This window comes from Ruegeria sp. BI7 (assembly GCF_056537925.1).
Map to the genome: position 1 here is coordinate 134,724 of NZ_JBQFSK010000009.1, position 19,348 is coordinate 154,071.

Below are 19,348 nucleotides of genomic sequence, written 5' to 3' on the forward strand. Positions count from 1 at the left end.
CTCATGCAGCCTGTTGTACTTTTGATCTCGCTGATCCTGATGGCAGTGCTGTCACTTGTCTTCTGGAAGGCCGCGCGCGCCTCGAACGGGGCGGAAGCAGGACCCAATGCCAACTCGAAGCGTGCGGGCTTGATCTGGGCAATGACGATTGTTGGAGTAATCGTGGCAGTCAGTTCATTGCGACCATGGCCGCACGCTTTGGCCAGTACAGAAGATGCCATCACCGTTTCCATCACCAGCGGGCAGTGGTGGTGGGATATCGACACAGTTGAGATCCCTGTTGGAACGCCCATCAATTTTAGCGCCACGACCGAAGATGTTACCCACGGATTGGGCATTTACACTTCAGACCTCCGCCTTCTGACGCAAGTCCAGGTGATCCCCGGTTACACAACCGAAGTTTCTTACACGTTCGATGAGCCCGGCACTTACCAAGTCCTGTGCATGGAGTTCTGCGGGGTGGCGCATCAGGACATGGTCAACGAATTCGAAGTCGTCGCGGTGGAGGACTAAATGAGCGCTGTATCTGAACTTGTCGCGGAAAAATCAATCGTCACTGAACCCCAGGCTGGGGCAGTCAAGCTTACCATGATCCTCTCAGGCGCGGTCTTTGCCTTGATGATGGTCTTTGGTCTGATCATGCGTGCTGCGCAGGGCCAATGGATCGAAGTGGATCCGGCTTTGTTTTACCAGTTGCTGACGGCCCATGGCGCCGGAATGGTTGGTACAGCTGCACTGTCTGGCGCCGCAATCATGTGGCATTTTTGCGGGCGTCATATCGTTCTGACGGCTGGAATCTTTTGGGCTTTCCTTGCTTTGTTTCTGCTGGGCGTCGTCCTGATCTTTGGCTCGATCTTCATCGGCGGATATGGCGGCGCATGGACATTCCTGTTTCCCTTGCCCGCGATGTCAGGGGGAGCGTGGGAAGCGGGCGCGGCTGCTGCGTTCAAGCTTGGATATGTTTCGATCGGCGTTGGCTTTCTGCTGTATTATCTGGAGCTCGGTCGTCAGATTCATGCCCGTTATGGCAGCCTTTTACGCGCTCTGGGCTGGAACCTGATCCTTGGGCGAGAGGACAAAAACCCTCCGCCGCCAACCATCATCGCTGCGACGGCCGTGACTATTTTCAATTCGATCGGGATAGTCCTAGGTGCGGCAGTATTGGTGGCGAGCCTTGTCCACCTGCTGGTGCCGGGTTTTGAAGTAAACGCGCTGTTGGCCAAGAACCTGATCTATTTCTTTGGCCACGTTTTCATCAATGCCTCAATCTACATGGCCGTCACTGCGGTGTATGAAATCCTGCCGGAATACACCGGCAAACCGTGGAAATCGAACCGCCTGTTTGCGATTGCCTGGAATGCAGTTCTGATCTTCGTGATGGCTGTTTACTGGCACCATCTGCTTCAGGATGTGGTGATGCCACCCTGGATGCTGGTGGCCGGGCAACTGGTCTCATACTTCAGCGGCATTCCCCTCATCGCGGTCACGGCATTCTCTACGTTCCTCTATGTGCGCGGTTCGAAAATGACCTGGGATCTGACGTCTTCACTGCTGGTTTTGTCCGTGGCAGGCTGGTCGGTCGGCTCAATCCCCGCGTCAATCGACGGGATGATCAGTGTGAACAAAGTGATGCACAATACAATGTGGGTCCCGGGGCATTTCCACACCTATCTGCTGCTGGGCGAAGTGGCGATGGCCTTTGGGTTCATGGCCTGGCTGGTCCGAGGCAAAACCATCGCCCAGATGAGCGGGTTGGACCGGGTCGCTTTTGTGACCTACCTCGCAGGCGCCGCTGGGTTTGTGACAGTGTTTCTCTTCTCTGGCGCGGCTTCAATCCCGCGTCGCTGGGCAGTGCACTACGAAGAATGGCTGACCCATGACCGTATTGGCACCTTGTTCGGCGTGCTGGTCGTATTGGGAACATTGCTCTTTGTTCTGCGCTTTGTGCTGCGTCTTGGGCGGAGTGACAGCTGATGATTGCGCGCGCTCTTCCCTCGGTTCTGGTCGCGAGCATCGGCTTGGGAACTCTCTGGCATGCCACAGATGGAGGGCAGGCTTTCACCAGCGAAGCCGCTCGGAGATTGGACGTGGTGCGCGCACCACGCCCAGTTCCAGCCCTGCAACTGGAAGACATGTCAGGTCAGTTGATGCCCCTGTTGCCGCAAGGGGAGGAGGTGGTTTTGGTCGAGTTCATCTACACCGTGTGCGGCGACATCTGCCAGATTGCAGGCGCAGACTTTGCCGAGATCCGAGATCAATTGGAACAGCGTGGAGAGCCCGTCCGGATGATCTCGGTCAGTTTTGATCCTAAGCGAGACACGCCCGAGCAGATGACGGTTTACGGGGAAGCCCATGAGGCGGACGGAAAAATGTGGACCGTCGCGCGGCCGAGGCCAGAAGAGTTGCCGGCATTGTTGAAGCTTTTTGACGTGACTGTCATTCCCGATGAATGGGGCGGGTTTCAGCACAATGCCGCAATCCATGTGATTGAAAGCGACGGCCGCTTTTCGGCGGTGTTTGACACCGATGCGATCGACGATGTTCTGACCCATTTGGAGGAGCGCAGCTCATGAAGTTGCTTGGTTTGGCCTTCCTGGCTTCTGCCGAGGCCGTTGCACTTCGCTATGCGGTTGTTGAAAGTCCGATCCAGCATACCTTGGTGCAGATGCCATTGCTGGTAATGGCCGGGGTGTTGTTGGCTTGGAACAGGCAGGTCCGGCGTGAATGGGCTGTTCCTTTGCTGCTTGTGGCTTTGGCCGTCTTTCTGTTCTGGATGCTGCCAAGAAACGTTGATTGGGCTCTGACGCCGACAGGGGAAATTGCCAAATATCTGAGCTTGCCTTTGCTGTTGGGGGCACCGCTGAGGCTGTCATGGCCCTGGCTGGGCCCGGTGCTTCGCGGATTTCTGAAGGCGAATGCGCTGTCGATGCTGGGTGTGCTGGGTTTTCTGTATACGCATGCGCCGGTCAGGATTTGCAACTCCTACCTGGTCTCGGCTCAGAAGGATCTGGGCATTGCCTTTCTCTACCTCGCTGCATGCTTGGCCTGTCTCTGGGCTATCCCGATCCTGTTTGGAAATCCAAGTGGCCAAAGGTCGAACGCGACCGGCTGCGCAAGCTGTGGAGTGTAATACGAAATGACCTATGCTGACACAGTCATTGGGTTCGCAGAACTGGCGCAAGAGAAAGGCGTCAACCTGCGTGCAGATCCAATTGCCTTTCTGATCCTCGCTTTAAAAGCCGGGGCGTTTGTTGGGGCGGGCATCTTGCTGATCTTTTCTGTTGGTCAGGGTGCGGATCCATCCATCCGTCCCATCGTCATGGGGGCCAGCTTCGGTATCGCCTTGACCCTTGTGGTTTTTGCAGGGGCCGAGCTGTTCACTGGTCACACCATGTACATGACGCACGGATTGCTGGCCAAAAGTATTGCTTGGTGGGATGTGCTGCGCTGCTGGTTGGTCAGTTGGGCAGGAAATCTGATCGGGGCCATATTGCTGGCGTTGCTGTTCGTCGCAGGCGGTGGTGGACTTATTTTAGGGGCAGGCGAAGAGGCTTTGCTTTATAAGGTGGCCATCAAGAAGATGCACGGCACCGAGTTGGAGCTGTTCGCCAAAGCGATCCTGTGCAATTGGCTGGTTTGTCTTGCCTTGTGGTGTTCGGCTCGCGCAAAAGACGACGTTACCAAATGCATCGTCATCTTCTGGTGTCTTTATGCATTTATTGCTGCGGGGTTTGAACACAGCGTTGCGAACATGACCGTGTTTTCACTGGCGCTGATCTCAGATCACCCCGACAGCATCACCCTGGCCGGAGCCGCCCACAATTTGACGTATGTCACCTTGGGCAACGCATTCGCCGGTGCCGGGATCATGGGCTACGGCTACTGGCGAGCGGCTTCTAAACCCACGGTTAAGGGCGCCGCAACACACGCGTCAACCAAACACCCTGTCTAGTGAGGGCGCGATCATGAGCGTGACACAACCTGTCAAAATCTCTGTCTCAAAAAACCGACAGTCCCATGCCGAGCCTCTTTTTGAGGCCGCCCGCATTGCACTGATTGCGACTATCTCTATTTGGATGGGCGCCGCAGTTTGCGGTAACTTGATAGCGGCTCCGGCCAAGTTCCAAGCCCCGTCATTGACATTGCCGGTCGCCTTGGACGTTGGGCGGATGCAATTCCTGTGGATTGGCGTATTCGAGGCGTTTTGCACGCTACTGATTGCACTTCTTCTTCTGTCGTTCCGGCAGAAACCGTCGTTGTCATTAATTGTCGCGCTCTGCGTGTTCGGATTTCAAAGGCTTTGGCTCCTTCCTTTGCTGAACGCGCGGACGCTTTTGATCATCGCGGGTCAACCAGTCGAGGACAGTTCATTGCATCTGCTCTACGTCGCGTCTGAATTTCTGAAGATCGGTTTTCTTTTTTGGGCTGGCATTCGGGAAATGAGAAGCCTGTTCCGAAAAGCAAGACCGACTGCAGTTTCGGTCCAAACCTGAATTCTCAACTATCTGCAATCAAAAGGAAGGGATGATCTCATGCGAGGTATTCTTGTGGCTGTAACAATAGCGCTGGCGGGTGCTCAAAGCGTTGCCGCAGAAGGCGACGCGGCGGCAGGCGAAAAAGTTTTCAAAAAATGTGCCGCATGTCATGCAGTTGACGAAGGTAAGAAAAAAGTGGGCCCAACGATGTTTGGTGTTTGGGGCCGAGAAGCTGGCGCTGTTGATGGTTACATATACTCAACAGCGATGGGGGAAGCCGGATTTGTTTGGGATGAAGAACACTTATCCGGGTTCCTAGCGTCTCCCAAAAAGTACCTGCCGGGCACGAAGATGTCCTTTCCCGGAATAAAGAAACAGGAGCAAATCTCAGACCTGCTGGCTTATCTGGAATCCCTGCAGTGACAGACCAACGGCGTTTCTTTGATGATGACTTGCACGCTTGCCCTCAAAGAAACGCTAAATTGCCTTTTCCGTGGTTGGTCAGGCTCTAAGCTTTTCCGATCAAATACCGCGCCATTTCCGGGGCAGTCATAAGGGTCTGAATGAAAGTCCCGAAATGTTCAAGCGATCCCGTGCGTGGGTCACTGTCGCGCCATGCCAGCCTGATAGAACGGCCAAACACCCCATCCGCAATGGGATGTGTTGTTGCTAGGCCGCCGAAACGGTCGGGGCCACTCACAGACAATGCCGGAAAAAGCGCGCAACCCTCTCCTAGCGCGACCATTTGCCGGAGCATCTCAAGACTGCTGGCCACTCTTTGTCCTGGTCGGTCAATCCGGTCGCAAAACGCAACGGTCTGATCCCGTAGACAGTGTTCTTGAGAAAGTAGAACGAGCTGTGAGGACAAAACCTTGGACCAACGAACCTTTTCATTGGGTTTGAGATCCAGATCCTTGGGACAGGCAAAAACAAATGGTTCATGAAACAGCTCAAGCGCACTTAGTGCAGGCTGATTCGGGTTAGTTGCGATCAGCGCAGCGTCCAGCGCCCGATTGGTGAGCATCTCTTCAAGAACATGCGTGGGTTCTTCGAACAGTGACAGCCTTAACTTGGGATAAGCGGCTTTGAGTGACTTGAGGATGAGCGGCAATAAGTAAGGACCAAGGGTCGGAAGTACACCAAACTTCAAATCACCTTCCAGATTGTCACTCAGGCTCAGCGACAATTCCAACAGCTCACGGGCCTCGGTCAGAAGGATTTCTGCTTTTTGCAGGACTATCCGGCCATTTTGCGTCAAAGAGACATGCCTGCCCTGACGTTCGAAAATCGAAAATCCAAGTCGGGCCTCTAGCTTCAATACCTGTTGGCTGATTGCAGGTTGTGAGACCCCACAGATATCAGCTGCTCGGCCAAAATGACCTTCTTCGGCAATGCTTTGAATGTACTCAAGATCTCTGAGTGAAAGACCGGCAACCGAGGTTCTTCTTGCCATGCATCACCTCTGATTATCGATCGGATAATTTATATAAGTTGGAGTAATTCGGCGGTTTTCGGTTTTGTTCTGCCAATACCAACTCAGGAGATTGACATGACCAGCAAGCCGAAACTGACCACCGCATTTGGCGCGCCAGTGCCCGACAACCAAAACACTCTGACGGCGGGGCCGCGTGGTCCTGCGCTGCTTCAGGATGTCTGGTTTCTCGAGAAGATGGCTCATTTTGATCGCGAAGTGATCCCCGAACGCCGGATGCATGCCAAAGGGTCTGGCGCTTACGGTACATTCACAGTGACCCACGACATCACACGCTATACACGCGCCAAATTGTTCTCTGATGTTGGCAAGATGACGGATCTCTTCCTGCGCTTTTCGACCGTTGCAGGAGAACGCGGTGCGGCGGACGCGGAACGGGACATTCGCGGCTTTGCAGTCAAGTTTTACACCGAGGAAGGAAACTGGGATCTGGTGGGCAATAACACTCCAGTGTTTTTTCTTCGCGACCCGTTGAAGTTTCCCGATCTTAACCACGCGGTCAAACGCGATCCGCGGACCAACATGCGCAGTGCGGATAACAACTGGGACTTCTGGACCAGCCTTCCCGAAGCTTTGCTTCAGGTGACGATTGTTATGTCTGATCGCGGCATTCCCGCAACCTACCGGCACATGCACGGCTTTGGCAGCCACACATTCAGCTTTATCAATTCGGACAGCGAACGGTTCTGGGTCAAATTCCATTTCAAAACCCAGCAGGGGATCAAAAACCTTACCAACGAAGAAGCCGCGCAAATCATCTCTGGTGACCGTGAAAGCCATCAGCGTGATCTTTATGATGCTATCGAAGACGGTGATTTTCCCAAATGGACGCTCTACGTCCAAGTCATGCCAGAGAAGGATGCGGATACATACCACCTCAACCCATTTGATCTGACCAAGGTTTGGCCGCATGGGGACTATCCGCTGATTGAGGTTGGCGAGCTGGAATTGAACCGCAACCCCGAGAACTACTTTGCCGAAGTGGAACAGGCGGCCTTTGCGCCTTCTACAATTGTACCTGGTATCAGCTTTTCGCCGGACAAAATGCTGCAAGGACGTCTGTTTTCCTATGGCGACACTCAGCGGTATCGGTTGGGTGTCAACCATTCCCAGATCCCCGTGAATGCGCCGCGTTGCCCGTATCATTCCTACCATCGTGATGGAGCGATGAGGGTCGACGGCAATGCCGGATCTCGGATTGGCTATGAACCCAATATGCATGGCGAATGGTCCGAGCAACTGGATTTCTCCGAACCACCTTTGTCCATCAAAGGTGCTGCGGATCATTGGAACCACCGCGAGGATGATGACTATTTCACGCAACCCGGTGATTTGTTCCGCCTGATGACGCCGGAGCAGCAAAAAGTGTTGTTCGCAAACACAGCCCGCGCGATTGGCGCTGCAAGGAAGGAAATTCAGATCCGTCACATATCGAACTGTCTCAAGGCCGATCCTGGTTATGGTGCCGGTGTGGCAAGCGCGCTTGGTTTGAGCATCGAGTGTGTAGACCTGGCATAAAAACAATTGGCAAGTCCCCGATCTTTTGGGACTTGCCTGACGCTGTGGGTTGTTGGGTAGCGAGCACCGTTTGGTGTTTTTGGGCTTTTCGTCGCCGTGTAAGACAAAACTACGGTTTGGCGATGGCGCTTGGAAAAAACGATTTCCATATGTGGGCACCTTGGCCCGATCACACATTGCAGCTACCTGGTTTGCATTCGCTTTGATCAACAGTGACGGTGCCGCCTTTGGTCGACACGACCTCCTGTGTCAGAAGACTGCCAATCTCGGACCCCAATTGAAGTTCCGAAACCTGACCAAGGTGATGCGCAACGATCTGCCCCGCCTGATCTAAAAGGACAAGGCTTGGTGTGCCGCGCATGCCAAAGCGAGACATCGTGATTGGCAACGGTCCTGCGCCCTGTTTGTCCACGCCGACAGGGAACGTGATGCGATATTCATGCAGGAAAGCTTGCAAAGACACCGGTGTCATAGCGTTGTGATGCTCGAACACGGTGTGCAGGCCAATTACGGCTACCTTCTCTTCAGGAAACGTCCTCTGAATCGACTGCGCCAAGGGAATACCGTGCAGGACACATCCTGGGCAAAGCATTTGAAAGGCCTCAATGACGACAACCCGTCCTTTTAGGTTATCTAGGGTCAGGGGCGTGTCTGTGTTGAACCATTCCGTGACGTCTAACTCTGGTGCTTGCATTTTCTTTGTCCTCAGTAGCAGGCAGCCGCCGTGGGTTCGGCGGCTGCGCAATCGAATGTTAGTGAATCTTGCCCGGCAGGCTCAGTTCGCCAGATGCGACGTCAAAAACATCTGTGACGCACAGCAAGGGAGCATGGATATTAGCGTTCACACGCAAGGCCGAAGTGACGCCATCGTAAGCGACACCTTCCAGTTCGACGTCGCTGGCGAAGCCTGCGTTCACCGAGATTTCGGGCCCGTCGAACAGCGGTGTAAACCCTGGGCTGTCCAGAAAGATCGGGAATCCAGGCCATGTCGCAGGTAGCTTGGGTGTGGAACCTTCGGGGATGTCACGTACGGCAAGCGCGTCGGGTCCGCACGCTTCGGTCGGGGTCAAGACAACCCAATGGCTGTGCCATTCGATGCCGTCATTGGCCGGATCTCCGTCACCGTTCTCGTCAAAAAGCGGTGTGTCATCAAAATCTGGATGACTGGTTGCGGCCATTGCAAGGATGCCTGTGCCGCCTTCGAACCCAACGGCCGAAGGGTCCAGAGACGTAGGCCAGACATATGACCAGACGTCTGAACCACCGACCTCTCCGGTTGCCGCCGGAACCGAGGTGCCAGCAGATCCATTCGTTGTCATGTGAAAAGTGACCGTGTTTCCATTGCGGTGCGCGTGCGCGGCCAGAATGTCAAAATCCGCGACTTTACTGGCGTCAGCAGAAGATATGATCGCGCCATCCTGATGAATGGCATGGCTTCCATCAGCAAAAGCTGTGCTGCCGATGAGCAGAGCGAAAGTAGAAGTGAGCGTTGAAAGTTTCATGGGTGCCTCCAATTAAAAGATAGCGAGTCGCTACTATAATGAGAAATATATTGCAACTATAATTTCGAGTCGCTACTAAAAGCGTTATGAACACTGATCATCGCATACGCACACTGATCAACCGTCTGGCCCGGATTGATGCGTCCGAAGGATGGGCGGGAGATCTGAACCCGACTCAGAGGATGGCGCTCGAGTACCTAGCAGAGGCGAACATGTTCTCGCGCTCGCCGTCGCATGTCGCAGAATACATCGGTACAACCCGTGGAACGATGTCACAGACGCTCAAGGCTTTGGCGCGCAAAGGCTATGTAGAAGAGCACCGCAAAGAACACGATCAGCGGTCGATTTCCTACGAACTCACAAAAGAAGGGGCCGAGATCGTACGTCAGCCAAATCCTGTTGCTCAGGCAATTGGAGACATGCCTGCGGAAAACCTAGCCTTACTTGAGCAGGGGCTGATGCGCAGCCTCAGTCTGGCTTTGGCCGCAAATGGAGGCCGATCCTTCGGCCAGTGCAAATCCTGCACTCATCATGACGACACGACAAACAGCGGTTTTTGCAAGTTATTGGGCGTCTCACTGGAGCCCGGCGAAAAAGACAAGATCTGCATTGAGCACGAGGAAGCCAGATGAACCATCCTGAACTGTCGGCAAACATCGACGGCATTTTCCTTGGAGCCATCAGAGATCGCTGGGAAGGTAAACCCTCGTCGGCCATTCAGAAAGACCGGGTGAACGGGCGGCAAGCTATTACCTCGCTTGGATTTTCCGGGGACGCTCAAGCGGATCTGACCGTGCATGGTGGCGAAGACAAAGCCATCCATCATTATGCACTTGATCACTATTCAGCCTGGCAAGCAGAGGGCCTAATGGCACCCGGCACAATACCAGCGGCGTTTGGTGAGAACATTTCAACAACGGGGCTGACCGAGGAAAACCTCTGCATCGGGGACATCCTGTCACTCGGGACGGCGGTAGTTCAAATTAGCCAAGGGCGGCAGCCGTGCTGGAAACTTGGACTACATACCGGGCGAAAGGAAATGCCGAACCAGTTTCAGAAGACGGGCCGAACCGGATGGTACTATCGTGTACTCGAACCTGGCGAAGTTGGCGCCGGTGATCGGATCACCTTGTCTGAAAGGCCAAATCCCAATTGGTCTGTATTGGCTGTTACACGCGCACGGTTGACTCGTCGCATTCTGCCGGATGATGCCGAGGTTTTGTCTCAGATGGAAGAACTTGCTGAGGGTTGGCGACAAGCCTTTAGTCGAATGGCTGAAGGCAATGCCAAGGAGGATACATCGGCAAGGCTTGGAGGCACCGGATAAGACACCCAACGCGCGTTCAGTCGTGATGAAATTTCCTCGAACTTAGTAACCTTCTCAACTCTATGATGGTTAAATCCGCGTTTGTCAGTCGCTGGGTGGAGCAGGCAAGAAATGAGACATCAACTTCAGCATCGATGAAATGCTATTAATCGCCTTGGTCCAGAAATGCTTGACGTTTGGGTCAGAATTGAATGATGCGATTTGAACTTTTCTTGAGGTTTTGGCCGTCGATTGAGTCAAAGATAAGTGACGTTCCACATTTCCTTGTAAGGCGACACATAGTTCTGCCACCAGCGACAGAACCTTGCCATTTTCGCCTCACTTCCTTCATCCAGCACCTAAACCGATTTCATTGATCCTGACTTCCTTTTGGGAAAATCAGGGCTGATTTGCAGATCAGACGCTCAAGGCGCCTGTTCCTGCTGATCTGCCACGTGGCGAACGTGGATGGGGGCGAGGCAATGCTATTCGACAATAGTGGTGCGGCCCGCAGGCGCGGCCGAGGACACGGTTTTGTCTAATAGGGTTGCCCGAGGGGGAAGGCCGCGCCTTGAGCCCGGTCGTGATTTTATCGACCTGCCCATTGAGGGCGATTGGGACATAAACGGGTGGGATATTCGTAAAGCGCTTGGTTTGTTGATCAAACCTAACCCTGTGATGTTGGAAAGGTTATCCAGTCCTATCAGGTACAGGTGGAATGACGCGGTCTGTGCACGGCTGATCGCCTTCGCGGCCAAGACGACCTATGGAGAATCCTGTCTGCACCACTATCGCAACCTGACACAGAAACAGTGGGACAAGCATGTTGGAGAGAGCCAGGAGGTGAGTTTCAAGGCGTATTTCTACATACTGAGACCCGCCCTGGCGATCTCGTGGATCAGGCAGATACCCCACTCGCCGCCGCCGATGAACCTGCATGATCTCATTAAAGATCAGAACCTGTCACCCGACCTCATCGGGCATATTGACAGGCTGTTGACGTTAAAAAGCAAAACCAAGGAAATGGGCCATGGACAACGCATAGCGATCATTGACGATTTCATACACGATCAAATGGCGTGGGCAGCCGTGGTGAAAAAGAACGAAGATCGCCTCGACCTCATGGCCGAAGGTAATAACTTGCTGCTGTACATCGTTAAGGAAAATGCCACGGCCTGAAATGCCATTGTCGAAGGTATATAAGCTAGCAACCATGAGGGCAGATGAAGCATTCAACGAGAGACCACTGCGCATAACACCCGTTCAGCAATGTCCAATGGCTTTTAGCTAAGGCCTACCCTCCGAGAGCTTAAACCTGACACTTATGCGAGACGCAGCGAATGTCTCAAAGGAGCCCACACCAGACCTGTCAAATTAGTGCTGCGCGTGCTCGCGGCGCCAAATTCGCTGCAATGGCGTAAACTTAAAGCTGCCGAACAGCGAGAACAGCAGCGGTTCATGAAACGTGCAGCAAATCTGAAGCCATGAATTCACAGGTCGCGGACAAATCAACCAAACTTGACTATCGAAGATGGTTGATTTGCGACATGTCTCGTGTTGTCACTTTGGGCCATGGGCGGAAGTCGCCTTGGGTCTGCCCAAAACTAGCAGATGGTTTAGCTTATTCGGGCATACCGCCCGCACGCAGGCCGTCGAGTATCACGTCGAGGTGTCTTCTGCATTTGAATCGCAACAGCTCTTCGTATAGCGAGACCGTCGCTCCCGGGGCGATCTCCAACAACCTCTCAACCGCGGCAACGCTATCCAACGGGCGACCGAGCTGGCTTGATGCCGCAGCCAGAACGAGTTGGGTAGTGTCCCAGCCCGGGTTAAGAGCCATTGACTTGCCCGCCATTTCCGATGCCTGTTCAGGTTGGTCGGACAGCAGCTGCGCCATCGCAGTGCCGGTAAGAGCGAAAAAACTGCCGGGATCGGTGGGGCTCAATTGAAGTGCGCGCTGGAAGCACGTCAGGGCGATGTCCGGCCTGCCAGCGAAGGTGTTGGCCCAACCCGCAAACATCGAAATCGGTGCCGTATTCGGGTTTATGGAGAGGGCGCGATCGATCGTGGTCAGACCCACGTCATAGTCTCGGTCAACCATCAACAGGACGAAGCCGGCTGTAGCCAGCGCATTGGCATCGTCGCTGTTGGTGGCAACCGCGCGACGCGCCAATGCGACGCTTGTCGCCGCGTCGGAGACCTGGGTCGTTTCCCACCCCCGTGTCAGGCGCTGTTCGTAACACCAAGCGGCATTTGCGAGCGCGGGTGCATAGTTTGGGTCATGTTCGATGGCGTCGTTTAGCAGACGTAAGGCTTTGCTGTTTTCGTCTGGTTGCATGGCATAGGCATGGGGTAGAGCTCGAAGATAGAGGTCATACGCATCGAGGTTTTCCGGTGGAATCCTTCGCGACCGTTCGATCTCGGCCTTACGCAGCGTCGGCTCTATCGCGCCAACCACACTTTCGGTGATTTGATCTTGCAGATCGAACACATCTTCGACGCTACCATCAAAGTTGTCCGCCCACAGGTGAGCACCGCTAGCACCCTCAATCAGCTGACCGGTGATGCGAATACGGCCACCCGCCTTGCGCACACTCCCTTCCAACAGATAGCGCACACCAAGTTCCTTGGAGACCTGCCTTACGTCCACGGATCGGCCCTTGTAGGTAAAGCTGGAGTTGCGTGCGATGACGAACAACTGGTCGAGCCGGGAAAGCGCCGTAATAATGTCTTCGACCATTCCATCTGCGAAATACTCTTGCTCTGGATCGCCACTCATGTTGTTGAACGGCAGAACGGCGATGGATGGCTTACTCGGCAATGGCTGCTCAGGCTCGAGTGGCGCAGATACTACAGGCCCCCCACCAACACTTGACTTCACTCGGAATACCCTAACCGGTCGAGCAATATTTTTGACCTCTACCTCGCCCAAGTCTTCAAGTGCAATCTCCATGCGGTCGCGTATCTGGTCGCGTACTGCGCGGGAGAGGCAGATACCGCCCTGTTCAGACAATGCCTCCAACCGTGCGGCAACGTTGACGCCGTCGCCGAGCAGATCTTCGCCCTCGGCAACCACATCACCAACATTGATGCCTACGCGGAGCTGTATTTGCTGGTTCTCCGCAATTTCAGCATTGCGCTCATCCATGCCAGATTGAATCTCCAACATGCAGCGAACTGCATCAACGACGCTCGGAAACTCGACCAAGAGGCTATCGCCCGCCGTATTGGCGATGCGACCCTCATGCTCAGCAATTTTCGGATCGATCAACTCAGCTCGGTGCGCGCGAAGCGAAGCTAACGTTCCTTCCTCATCGGCACTGATCAAGCGACTAAATTCCACCACATCCGCTGCCACGATTGTCGTGAGCTTTCGTTTTGTAGCGTCACCAGACATGTCCCCTCCCAGAAATAGGTATATACGAAACTAGGCTGGGCCGACAACGCGATCGGAATGAAGCGACATAGGCGCTGCTGGAAAGCATTGATGGTTTTTTGCGGAAACCTTGGGCTGAGACCGCTTGGGTCATCCGTGGCGATCTTGTCAGAGGAACATTGCTTGAGCGGGGTAGGGTGGTCGCATAGCTTTTGGCAATGACCAAACCTGTCTCGTTCAAATACTTCAAAACCAGTCCTGAGATCATCCGCCTGGCGGTGATGCTGTACATCCGTTTTCCGCTTTCATTTCGGAATGTCGAAGACCTGCTGCACGAGCGTGGCATCGATGTAAGCCACGAGACCGTCCGATATTGGTGGAACAGGTTCGGCCCGATGTTCGCCTCGGAAATTCGCAGAAAACGGGTTCAGCAATTGCGGGCATACTCAAGGTCGAAGTGGCATGTCTACGAAGTCTTCGTAAAGGTAAACGGTCGGCGGCACTACCTGTGGCGCGCCGTTGATCACGAAGGCGAGGTGCTTGAAGCCATTGTCACCAAACGTCGAAACAAGCAGGCAGCACTTAAATTTTTCAAGAAATTGATGCGGCGACACGGTGCTGCGGATGAAGTTGTCACCGATCGCTTCGCGTCATACCGAGCCGCGCTCAGAGATCTCGGTGCGACGGAAAAGCAGAAGACAGGCAGGTGGCTTAACGCCCGGGTTGAGAACTCACACCTTCCGTTCCGACGAAGAGAACGCGCGATGCAGCGCTTCAGGCGTATGCAAAGTTTGCAGAAATTCGCCGCCGTCCACTCCTCCGCCTACAACCACTTTAACCAGGAGCGATCTCTCACCAACCGAGGCACCTTCAAGCTGACACGCGCCGCTGCTCTCGCCGAGTGGCGCGAACTTGGCGCGGCATGAAGGACAGTTCTACTGGCCTAATTGAGACTAGTTCGAATTTGTCTGACAGCACCTTCCTAGGTTTCATTCTTCGACTTGGCGTTGCGTCACAGTTCCTTCCGACTAGCGCCGTACTTACTACCTCAGAAAGATCCGCCAGCAACGCAATGGCCAAAACTCAGGTGATTGTTACGAATGCAAAATCCGCACGACGTGCCCGTGAGTGTTTCAACTGCTGAGCATCCGTTCCGTTCGAGAGCCGCTACTTTTTCCGGAAAGCAGTCGGTGTCATTCCGGTCTGGCCTCGAAAAAATCGAGTGAAATGGGACTTGTCGGAGTAGCCAAGCATGAGACCGATCTCCGCAATTGTCATCTGGTCTCCTTTGAGGTGCTCTTTGGCGACATCGATACGTAGCCGTTTGATCTCGCGGGGCAACGTCGTGCCTTGTTGTTGAAGCGCTTTCAGAAACCGTTCCGGCTGTATCCCCAGAAATCCAGCCACCACCTCTGGTCCCAGATCGGTTTCATCCAGTTTGTTGCGTAAGACAGATCGCAAAGCAGCCACCACGGTTACTTCTTCCTCTTGTCTCGGTGAGGTTTGGGGCCTGGCAGAGCCCTCAGAGACATGGTGCAAATACAACCATTCCACAGGAAAACTAATTTGCATTCCGGGATCGGCTCCAAGGCCAACCTCGATCCCCTTGTAGTTGATAGGCAGACCATTGATGTATCGACTTTCCCATCGCACACGGGAAGAATCCCAAGAATCTCCGACGACGGTCTGCAATAGACGTACATAGATTGCGGCACCAAAACCGGTCACCTGAATGGGTGGGACAGTTGGTTCCTGTTGCCTATCGATACGATAAGTCGCTTTGTCAGCTTCAATGACAAGGTTGTGCCGCACAGAATTGGACTCCTGCGGTACAAGCCCAATAAAGCGAGTAAAAAACTCGAACAGCGTTTTTGTAGATTGCAGGGCTTGAGCGAACGGAGGCCACTCTTGCAGGTCAAACGTCTCTCCGACATTCAGGCCAAGATATCGATCCCCTGACACTTCTGAGAAGGAATTCAGCAAACCATAGACCAACTCTGAGTGAACGAACACGGATGGGTCAGACAACAGTTCGGCTTTCAAGCCGACCTGATCCAGTGCTGGTTGCGGATTGATCTTACGTTCGGTGAGATATTGCAGGAACGGAGCAGCTAAGGAGAGGCGAATAAAGCCTTCGCTATGCTCTTGAGAGGTGGAGTTGAAAGGCAAGCTCGTCACCCTCGTTTGGACTAGATTTACAATGTGGCCATTTTTGCAGTCACATTCGAACATCCTAATGCGAAACTGGCAACCGAGGCAAAGGCTTCCGGGCTACAGTTGGCAAAACATGAATATGAAGGGAGTGCTTATGTCCGGTCTACGAATGTCGCTTTGCTCGACGGCAATTGTCGCTGCAGGACTTTGTTTTTCAGCGTCCGCGCAGGCTCAGGATCAAGAAGAACCCCAAACGCTGTTTACCAACGTGCATGTCTTCGATGGCGTGAATGAACAGCGTATCGAGAATGCCAGCGTATTGGTCGAGGGCAATCTGATTACGTCTGTATCAACTGAAGCGATTGACGCCCCTAATGCTACGGTTATTGACGGAGAAGGGAGGACACTGACCCCCGGCTTTATTGAAAATCATGCACACCTGATGCTGCCCGGACCCACGTTGCCCGCAATGGAAGCCAACAGCACTTGGGAAGACCTCGCGATTCACGGCACTCAAATGGCTGAGATGTACTTAATGCAAGGCTTTACCACTGTAAGAGATGCAGGTGGCGCTAATGGAGGTCTTCGTCGCGCAATCGACAGCGGGACCATTGCCGGGCCGCGTTTCTACCCTGCGGCTGCTTTTCTAAGTACACGTGGTGGGCATGCTGATTTCGCCAACTTTACGGCGCCTGTTGGCCAGTCTTCCAACTTCAGCCGTCTGAATATGGCCCAAGAAGTCGACAGTGTCTCCGAAATGTACAAGTTTGCTCGCAACAACTTCCGGATGGGAGCAACACAACTGAAGTACATGCAATCAGGCGGTGTAGTTTCAGCGTTTGACCCGTGGCAGTTGTTGGCTGGATCGACGGCAGAATTAGAAGCAGCCGTGCAGGTTGCAAACGAATACGAAAGCTACGTCATGGCCCATTCCTACCGCAAGGAAACGATTATGGCGGCACTGAATGCTGGTGTGCGATCAATTGAACATGGGTTCATGTTTGATTGTGAAATATCAGCGCTGATGGAAGAGAAAGGAGCCTACATCACAACCAATCTCACAGCATTTGATCCAAATCTCTTTGATATTCCTGCCATTCGAGATGTCCCAGCCAGCTTACGAAAGGCACAGTCCGCTACGCAGGCTTTTGGCGACTACATAAAAAACATGAATGAGTGCCCAGCCAAAAGAGGGTTTCATACGGATTGCGTAGGTTCTGTGGCAGCCTGCAATATTCAAATTGCCTATGAAAAGCATCTCAATAATGAGTTCTTTGGTTCCCACGCCTCTTTGGTCGCAATGACATCTACTGGCGGTGAAATCGCTGCTTTGTCCGGGTCGTTTATGAACCCCTATCCCGAAGGCAAATTGGGCGTGATTGAGGAAGGAGCCTATGCAGACATTCTGCTCATTGACGGCAACCCGCTTGAAGACTTCTCGGTTGTTGGCACGGGTAATCAGTGGTTCGGTGCCGATCCGAGGCCTGAAAGCCCAGATACGATCCGCCTGATCATGAAGGACGGCGTCATCTACAAAAACACACTGGATTGACCTGTCTAAACAGCCGGAGAAAATTTATGCACCATTGGTTTCGCTCCTTAGTATTTGCAGGGTTGGTTTGGTGTGGTCATCCTGTCATGGCGACACCAGGAACCGCGTTGGACTGGTCTGACCTACCTGACCCGTCCGCGCAGGTCTTTGAAGACCCCTATCGAGATCTCAGCCCCGAACAATTCGACGATGTCCTCTACGTCGTAAGACTGCGCGGCAGGCTGCAGCAGGATGGCGGCAGCGAAGAGGAGCGGCAGAAGTGGCAAATGCTTTTGACCGAGACTGAGGATGCCTTGGCAACTGATGGAATTGATGTCGACTGGCTGCTCGATCAGCGCGAAGTTGTGATGGAACGTCGAAGAAAGGCTGGAACGAACGGAAATCCACAATTCGATGGTCAGACAATCACACTGGCGGGCTTTGCCATTCCTGCTCCGAATGATCCAGACGGTCGGCCTGTCGCATATTTGGTGCCAGAAAGAGGGATGTGCAGTCACATGCCTCCACCTCCGCCCAACCAGATGATCCGTGTGCGGTTGAACGGGGGCTGGGCACCCAGCTATTTTCATGAACCCGTTCGGCTGACAGGCACGCTAACGATCGATCCGTCTGTTCAGAATATGATGGTTGTGGATGGCCAGATGCCCATGAGCGCGACTTTCCAGTTGGAAGCAGAAAGTGTCGAAACTCTGGAAACCAAGGCAGATAGGCTGGAATGGAAGCAGCGTGCCGCTGATCGCGTCCGGGCGGCGGGAAATCGCAAGACCGGCGGGGCAAAGGCGTCTGAATGATAAGACTTCTGGTTGCCGCATTGAGCATTGCCTTCGCTGGCACAGCGTCGGCTCAGGGACTATCCGGGCCATCTTCGGTCGAAGCTGATCTAGAGCCCGGAGATGGGCTAACCGACCCACAATATCGTTCCGATTTTCCGCGCAATATCGCACCGGGTTGGTTTCAATGGAAAGACCGACTGGCTGAGGGTGGGTTTCGCTTCAACATTGATTACTTGGCATTGGGCCAATCCACAAATGCTGATCTGGGAACCGGCGAAGCGGCCAGTGGGATTGCGCGTTTCTACGGTAGTTGGCAGGCAACTGAACGCGGCTCTCTGACATTCAAGATCGAAGATCGGCACAGCTACACCGATGTTGCCCCACAGTTTTTGGGGCTGGATGGCGGAGCCCTTTCAATCACGGGAACAGCCTTCAACGATAATGGTCTGCTGCTGACCAATCTGTTCTGGACTCAAAGGGCCGAGAACGGTTCGTGGACGCTGCAAGTTGGCCAGATTGATGTAACGGACTTTGTGGATATCTATGGGTTGGTCAGCCCCTACAGTGGTTTCCAAAACCTGTCTTTCAATACCAATCCGACTATTAACACACCCAATCAAGGCCTTGGCATTGCCGGTGGAGTGAAGCTGAGCGAAAACTTCTACGCTGTTGCCAGCGTCTCAGACGCAAACGCCGACCCGTCTGATCCAAACTTTGATGTGTTTAGCGACGGCAATCTCTTCAAATCACTCGAGCTTGGTTACACCTCCGGCTTTGATCGCATCTACTTCGACAACATCCATTTGACCCTTTGGCATGCGGATGCGGCTGACGATGGCAGTCGAGCGGAAGATTACGGCGCTGCGTTCTCTGCCGCATGGTTTGTTGACAATAAGTGGATGCCGTTCTTTCGGGCTGGGGCCTCAAAGGGTACCGCAGCGCTTTATGACCGGTCCGTCTCAGCAGGTCTGGGCTACTATGGTCGCAACACCGATTTGGCCGGGCTGGGCCTGAACTGGGCCGAGGCAAGAGGCATAGACGGTGACCAGTTCACGCTCGAAGCATTCTACCGGTTTTCAATCTCGCCCGGACTGCAGATCACGCCATCACTACAGTTCATTTCTGACCCGCTGCTGAACCCCACTCAGGATAGCATTACGCTGTTCGGTCTAAGAACCCGGATCGTCTTCTGAGGCGGTT

At 53.8% G+C, this 19,348-nt stretch carries 20 protein-coding genes; 15 read left to right on the plus strand and 5 right to left on the minus strand.

Features of this window, described 5'->3' with window-relative positions; genetic code table 11:
- Positions 1-3 precede the first annotated feature (3 nt).
- The 7 genes from ACR0JB_RS17780 to ACR0JB_RS17810 all read left to right on the plus strand — a co-directional run bounded on the left by ACR0JB_RS17780 (position 4) and on the right by ACR0JB_RS17810 (position 4,898).
- Positions 4-513: a cupredoxin domain-containing protein gene (locus ACR0JB_RS17780; protein ID WP_170578249.1), complete on the plus strand. Its 510-nt coding sequence runs from the start codon at positions 4-6 to the stop codon at positions 511-513.
- Positions 514-1,974, plus strand: coding sequence for a cbb3-type cytochrome c oxidase subunit I (locus tag ACR0JB_RS17785; protein ID WP_170578251.1), 1,461 nt, complete (start codon positions 514-516; stop codon positions 1,972-1,974).
- The gene (locus tag ACR0JB_RS17790; RefSeq protein WP_170578253.1) at positions 1,974-2,573 is read left to right on the plus strand and encodes an SCO family protein; all 600 of its coding nucleotides are present in this window, start codon (positions 1,974-1,976) and stop codon (positions 2,571-2,573) included. Before ACR0JB_RS17785 ends, ACR0JB_RS17790 begins: the two co-directional genes overlap by 1 nt.
- A complete protein-coding gene (locus ACR0JB_RS17795; protein WP_170578255.1) occupies positions 2,570-3,130 on the plus strand; it encodes a hypothetical protein in 561 nt (186 codons plus the stop codon). The genes ACR0JB_RS17790 and ACR0JB_RS17795 overlap by 4 nt, the downstream gene beginning before the upstream one ends.
- A gap of 6 nt (positions 3,131-3,136) precedes the next feature.
- Entirely contained in the window at positions 3,137-3,952 is an 816-nt protein-coding gene (locus ACR0JB_RS17800) for a formate/nitrite transporter family protein (protein WP_170553498.1), read from the plus strand.
- A 217-nt stretch (positions 3,953-4,169) separates the two neighbouring features.
- Positions 4,170-4,493 carry a hypothetical protein gene (locus tag ACR0JB_RS17805; RefSeq protein ID WP_170414554.1) on the plus strand — a complete coding sequence of 108 codons (324 nt, stop codon included), beginning with the start codon at positions 4,170-4,172 and terminating at the stop codon, positions 4,491-4,493.
- A gap of 39 nt (positions 4,494-4,532) precedes the next feature.
- Positions 4,533-4,898, plus strand: a complete 366-nt coding sequence (locus ACR0JB_RS17810; protein ID WP_480790151.1) for a c-type cytochrome — start codon at positions 4,533-4,535, stop codon at positions 4,896-4,898.
- 85 nt (positions 4,899-4,983) lie between these two features.
- Here the strand turns inward: ACR0JB_RS17810 and ACR0JB_RS17815 are convergent, their stop codons facing one another.
- Positions 4,984-5,928 (minus strand): hydrogen peroxide-inducible genes activator, encoded by a 945-nt coding sequence (locus tag ACR0JB_RS17815; protein WP_480790152.1) that lies wholly within the window; start codon positions 5,926-5,928, stop codon positions 4,984-4,986.
- A 96-nt stretch (positions 5,929-6,024) separates the two neighbouring features.
- Here ACR0JB_RS17815 and ACR0JB_RS17820 point away from each other — a divergent pair, with 96 nt between their 5' ends.
- A complete protein-coding gene (locus ACR0JB_RS17820; RefSeq protein WP_480790153.1) occupies positions 6,025-7,485 on the plus strand; it encodes a catalase in 1,461 nt (486 codons plus the stop codon).
- A gap of 169 nt (positions 7,486-7,654) precedes the next feature.
- On the opposite strand, the gene ACR0JB_RS17825 is transcribed toward ACR0JB_RS17820, so the two are convergent.
- Both ACR0JB_RS17825 and ACR0JB_RS17830 read right to left on the minus strand, forming a co-directional pair.
- Positions 7,655-8,179, minus strand: coding sequence for a redoxin domain-containing protein (locus tag ACR0JB_RS17825; RefSeq protein WP_480790154.1), 525 nt, complete (start codon positions 8,177-8,179; stop codon positions 7,655-7,657).
- 58 nt (positions 8,180-8,237) lie between these two features.
- Complete coding sequence (locus ACR0JB_RS17830; protein WP_480790155.1) at positions 8,238-8,987, minus strand: hypothetical protein; 750 nt, start codon at positions 8,985-8,987, stop codon at positions 8,238-8,240.
- An 86-nt stretch (positions 8,988-9,073) separates the two neighbouring features.
- Here ACR0JB_RS17830 and ACR0JB_RS17835 point away from each other — a divergent pair, with 86 nt between their 5' ends.
- The 3 genes from ACR0JB_RS17835 (at position 9,074) to ACR0JB_RS17845 (ending at position 11,472) form a co-directional block, all read left to right on the plus strand.
- Entirely contained in the window at positions 9,074-9,619 is a 546-nt protein-coding gene (locus ACR0JB_RS17835; RefSeq protein WP_480790156.1) for a MarR family winged helix-turn-helix transcriptional regulator, read from the plus strand.
- Positions 9,616-10,314, plus strand: coding sequence for an MOSC domain-containing protein (locus ACR0JB_RS17840; RefSeq protein WP_480790157.1), 699 nt, complete (start codon positions 9,616-9,618; stop codon positions 10,312-10,314). The genes ACR0JB_RS17835 and ACR0JB_RS17840 overlap by 4 nt, the downstream gene beginning before the upstream one ends.
- 513 nt (positions 10,315-10,827) lie before the next feature.
- Positions 10,828-11,472 (plus strand): DNA polymerase beta superfamily protein, encoded by a 645-nt coding sequence (locus ACR0JB_RS17845; RefSeq protein ID WP_170507110.1) that lies wholly within the window; start codon positions 10,828-10,830, stop codon positions 11,470-11,472.
- Positions 11,473-11,914: 442 nt separating this feature from the next.
- On the opposite strand, the gene ACR0JB_RS17850 is transcribed toward ACR0JB_RS17845, so the two are convergent.
- Positions 11,915-13,690 (minus strand): adenylate/guanylate cyclase domain-containing protein, encoded by a 1,776-nt coding sequence (locus tag ACR0JB_RS17850; RefSeq protein WP_170397425.1) that lies wholly within the window; start codon positions 13,688-13,690, stop codon positions 11,915-11,917.
- Between the two features lie 197 nt (positions 13,691-13,887).
- Here ACR0JB_RS17850 and ACR0JB_RS17855 point away from each other — a divergent pair, with 197 nt between their 5' ends.
- Complete coding sequence (locus ACR0JB_RS17855) at positions 13,888-14,595, plus strand: IS6 family transposase (protein ID WP_170397422.1); 708 nt, start codon at positions 13,888-13,890, stop codon at positions 14,593-14,595.
- Positions 14,596-14,836: 241 nt separating this feature from the next.
- Here ACR0JB_RS17855 and ACR0JB_RS17860 read toward each other — a convergent pair whose 3' ends face one another.
- Positions 14,837-15,838: an AraC family transcriptional regulator gene (locus ACR0JB_RS17860; RefSeq protein WP_170397420.1), complete on the minus strand. Its 1,002-nt coding sequence runs from the start codon at positions 15,836-15,838 to the stop codon at positions 14,837-14,839.
- Positions 15,839-15,977: 139 nt separating this feature from the next.
- Here ACR0JB_RS17860 and ACR0JB_RS17865 point away from each other — a divergent pair, with 139 nt between their 5' ends.
- From ACR0JB_RS17865 to ACR0JB_RS17875, 3 genes are all read left to right on the plus strand, one after another.
- Complete coding sequence (locus tag ACR0JB_RS17865; protein WP_170397418.1) at positions 15,978-17,375, plus strand: metal-dependent hydrolase family protein; 1,398 nt, start codon at positions 15,978-15,980, stop codon at positions 17,373-17,375.
- Positions 17,376-17,461: 86 nt separating this feature from the next.
- Positions 17,462-18,166, plus strand: a complete 705-nt coding sequence (locus tag ACR0JB_RS17870) for a DUF3299 domain-containing protein (RefSeq protein WP_254437424.1) — start codon at positions 17,462-17,464, stop codon at positions 18,164-18,166.
- Complete coding sequence (locus ACR0JB_RS17875) at positions 18,163-19,341, plus strand: carbohydrate porin (protein ID WP_170397414.1); 1,179 nt, start codon at positions 18,163-18,165, stop codon at positions 19,339-19,341. Before ACR0JB_RS17870 ends, ACR0JB_RS17875 begins: the two co-directional genes overlap by 4 nt.
- Positions 19,342-19,348 lie beyond the last annotated feature (7 nt).

What these genes read in the sequence shown, in the direction of transcription:
- ACR0JB_RS17780 (WP_170578249.1), top strand. Translation starts at nt 4, where the DNA reads ATGCAGCCTGTTGTACTTTTGATCTCGCTGATCCTGATGGCAGTGCTG.
- ACR0JB_RS17785 (WP_170578251.1), top strand. Translation starts at nt 514, where the DNA reads ATGAGCGCTGTATCTGAACTTGTCGCGGAAAAATCAATCGTCACTGAA.
- ACR0JB_RS17790 (WP_170578253.1), top strand. Translation starts at nt 1,974, where the DNA reads ATGATTGCGCGCGCTCTTCCCTCGGTTCTGGTCGCGAGCATCGGCTTG.
- ACR0JB_RS17795 (WP_170578255.1), top strand. Translation starts at nt 2,570, where the DNA reads ATGAAGTTGCTTGGTTTGGCCTTCCTGGCTTCTGCCGAGGCCGTTGCA.
- ACR0JB_RS17800 (WP_170553498.1), top strand. Translation starts at nt 3,137, where the DNA reads ATGACCTATGCTGACACAGTCATTGGGTTCGCAGAACTGGCGCAAGAG.
- ACR0JB_RS17805 (WP_170414554.1), top strand. Translation starts at nt 4,170, where the DNA reads ATGCAATTCCTGTGGATTGGCGTATTCGAGGCGTTTTGCACGCTACTG.
- ACR0JB_RS17810 (WP_480790151.1), top strand. Translation starts at nt 4,533, where the DNA reads ATGCGAGGTATTCTTGTGGCTGTAACAATAGCGCTGGCGGGTGCTCAA.
- ACR0JB_RS17815 (WP_480790152.1), bottom strand. Translation starts at nt 5,928, where the DNA reads ATGGCAAGAAGAACCTCGGTTGCCGGTCTTTCACTCAGAGATCTTGAG.
- ACR0JB_RS17820 (WP_480790153.1), top strand. Translation starts at nt 6,025, where the DNA reads ATGACCAGCAAGCCGAAACTGACCACCGCATTTGGCGCGCCAGTGCCC.
- ACR0JB_RS17825 (WP_480790154.1), bottom strand. Translation starts at nt 8,179, where the DNA reads ATGCAAGCACCAGAGTTAGACGTCACGGAATGGTTCAACACAGACACG.
- ACR0JB_RS17830 (WP_480790155.1), bottom strand. Translation starts at nt 8,987, where the DNA reads ATGAAACTTTCAACGCTCACTTCTACTTTCGCTCTGCTCATCGGCAGC.
- ACR0JB_RS17835 (WP_480790156.1), top strand. Translation starts at nt 9,074, where the DNA reads ATGAACACTGATCATCGCATACGCACACTGATCAACCGTCTGGCCCGG.
- ACR0JB_RS17840 (WP_480790157.1), top strand. Translation starts at nt 9,616, where the DNA reads ATGAACCATCCTGAACTGTCGGCAAACATCGACGGCATTTTCCTTGGA.
- ACR0JB_RS17850 (WP_170397425.1), bottom strand. Translation starts at nt 13,690, where the DNA reads ATGTCTGGTGACGCTACAAAACGAAAGCTCACGACAATCGTGGCAGCG.
- ACR0JB_RS17855 (WP_170397422.1), top strand. Translation starts at nt 13,888, where the DNA reads ATGACCAAACCTGTCTCGTTCAAATACTTCAAAACCAGTCCTGAGATC.
- ACR0JB_RS17865 (WP_170397418.1), top strand. Translation starts at nt 15,978, where the DNA reads ATGTCCGGTCTACGAATGTCGCTTTGCTCGACGGCAATTGTCGCTGCA.
- ACR0JB_RS17870 (WP_254437424.1), top strand. Translation starts at nt 17,462, where the DNA reads ATGGCGACACCAGGAACCGCGTTGGACTGGTCTGACCTACCTGACCCG.
- ACR0JB_RS17875 (WP_170397414.1), top strand. Translation starts at nt 18,163, where the DNA reads ATGATAAGACTTCTGGTTGCCGCATTGAGCATTGCCTTCGCTGGCACA.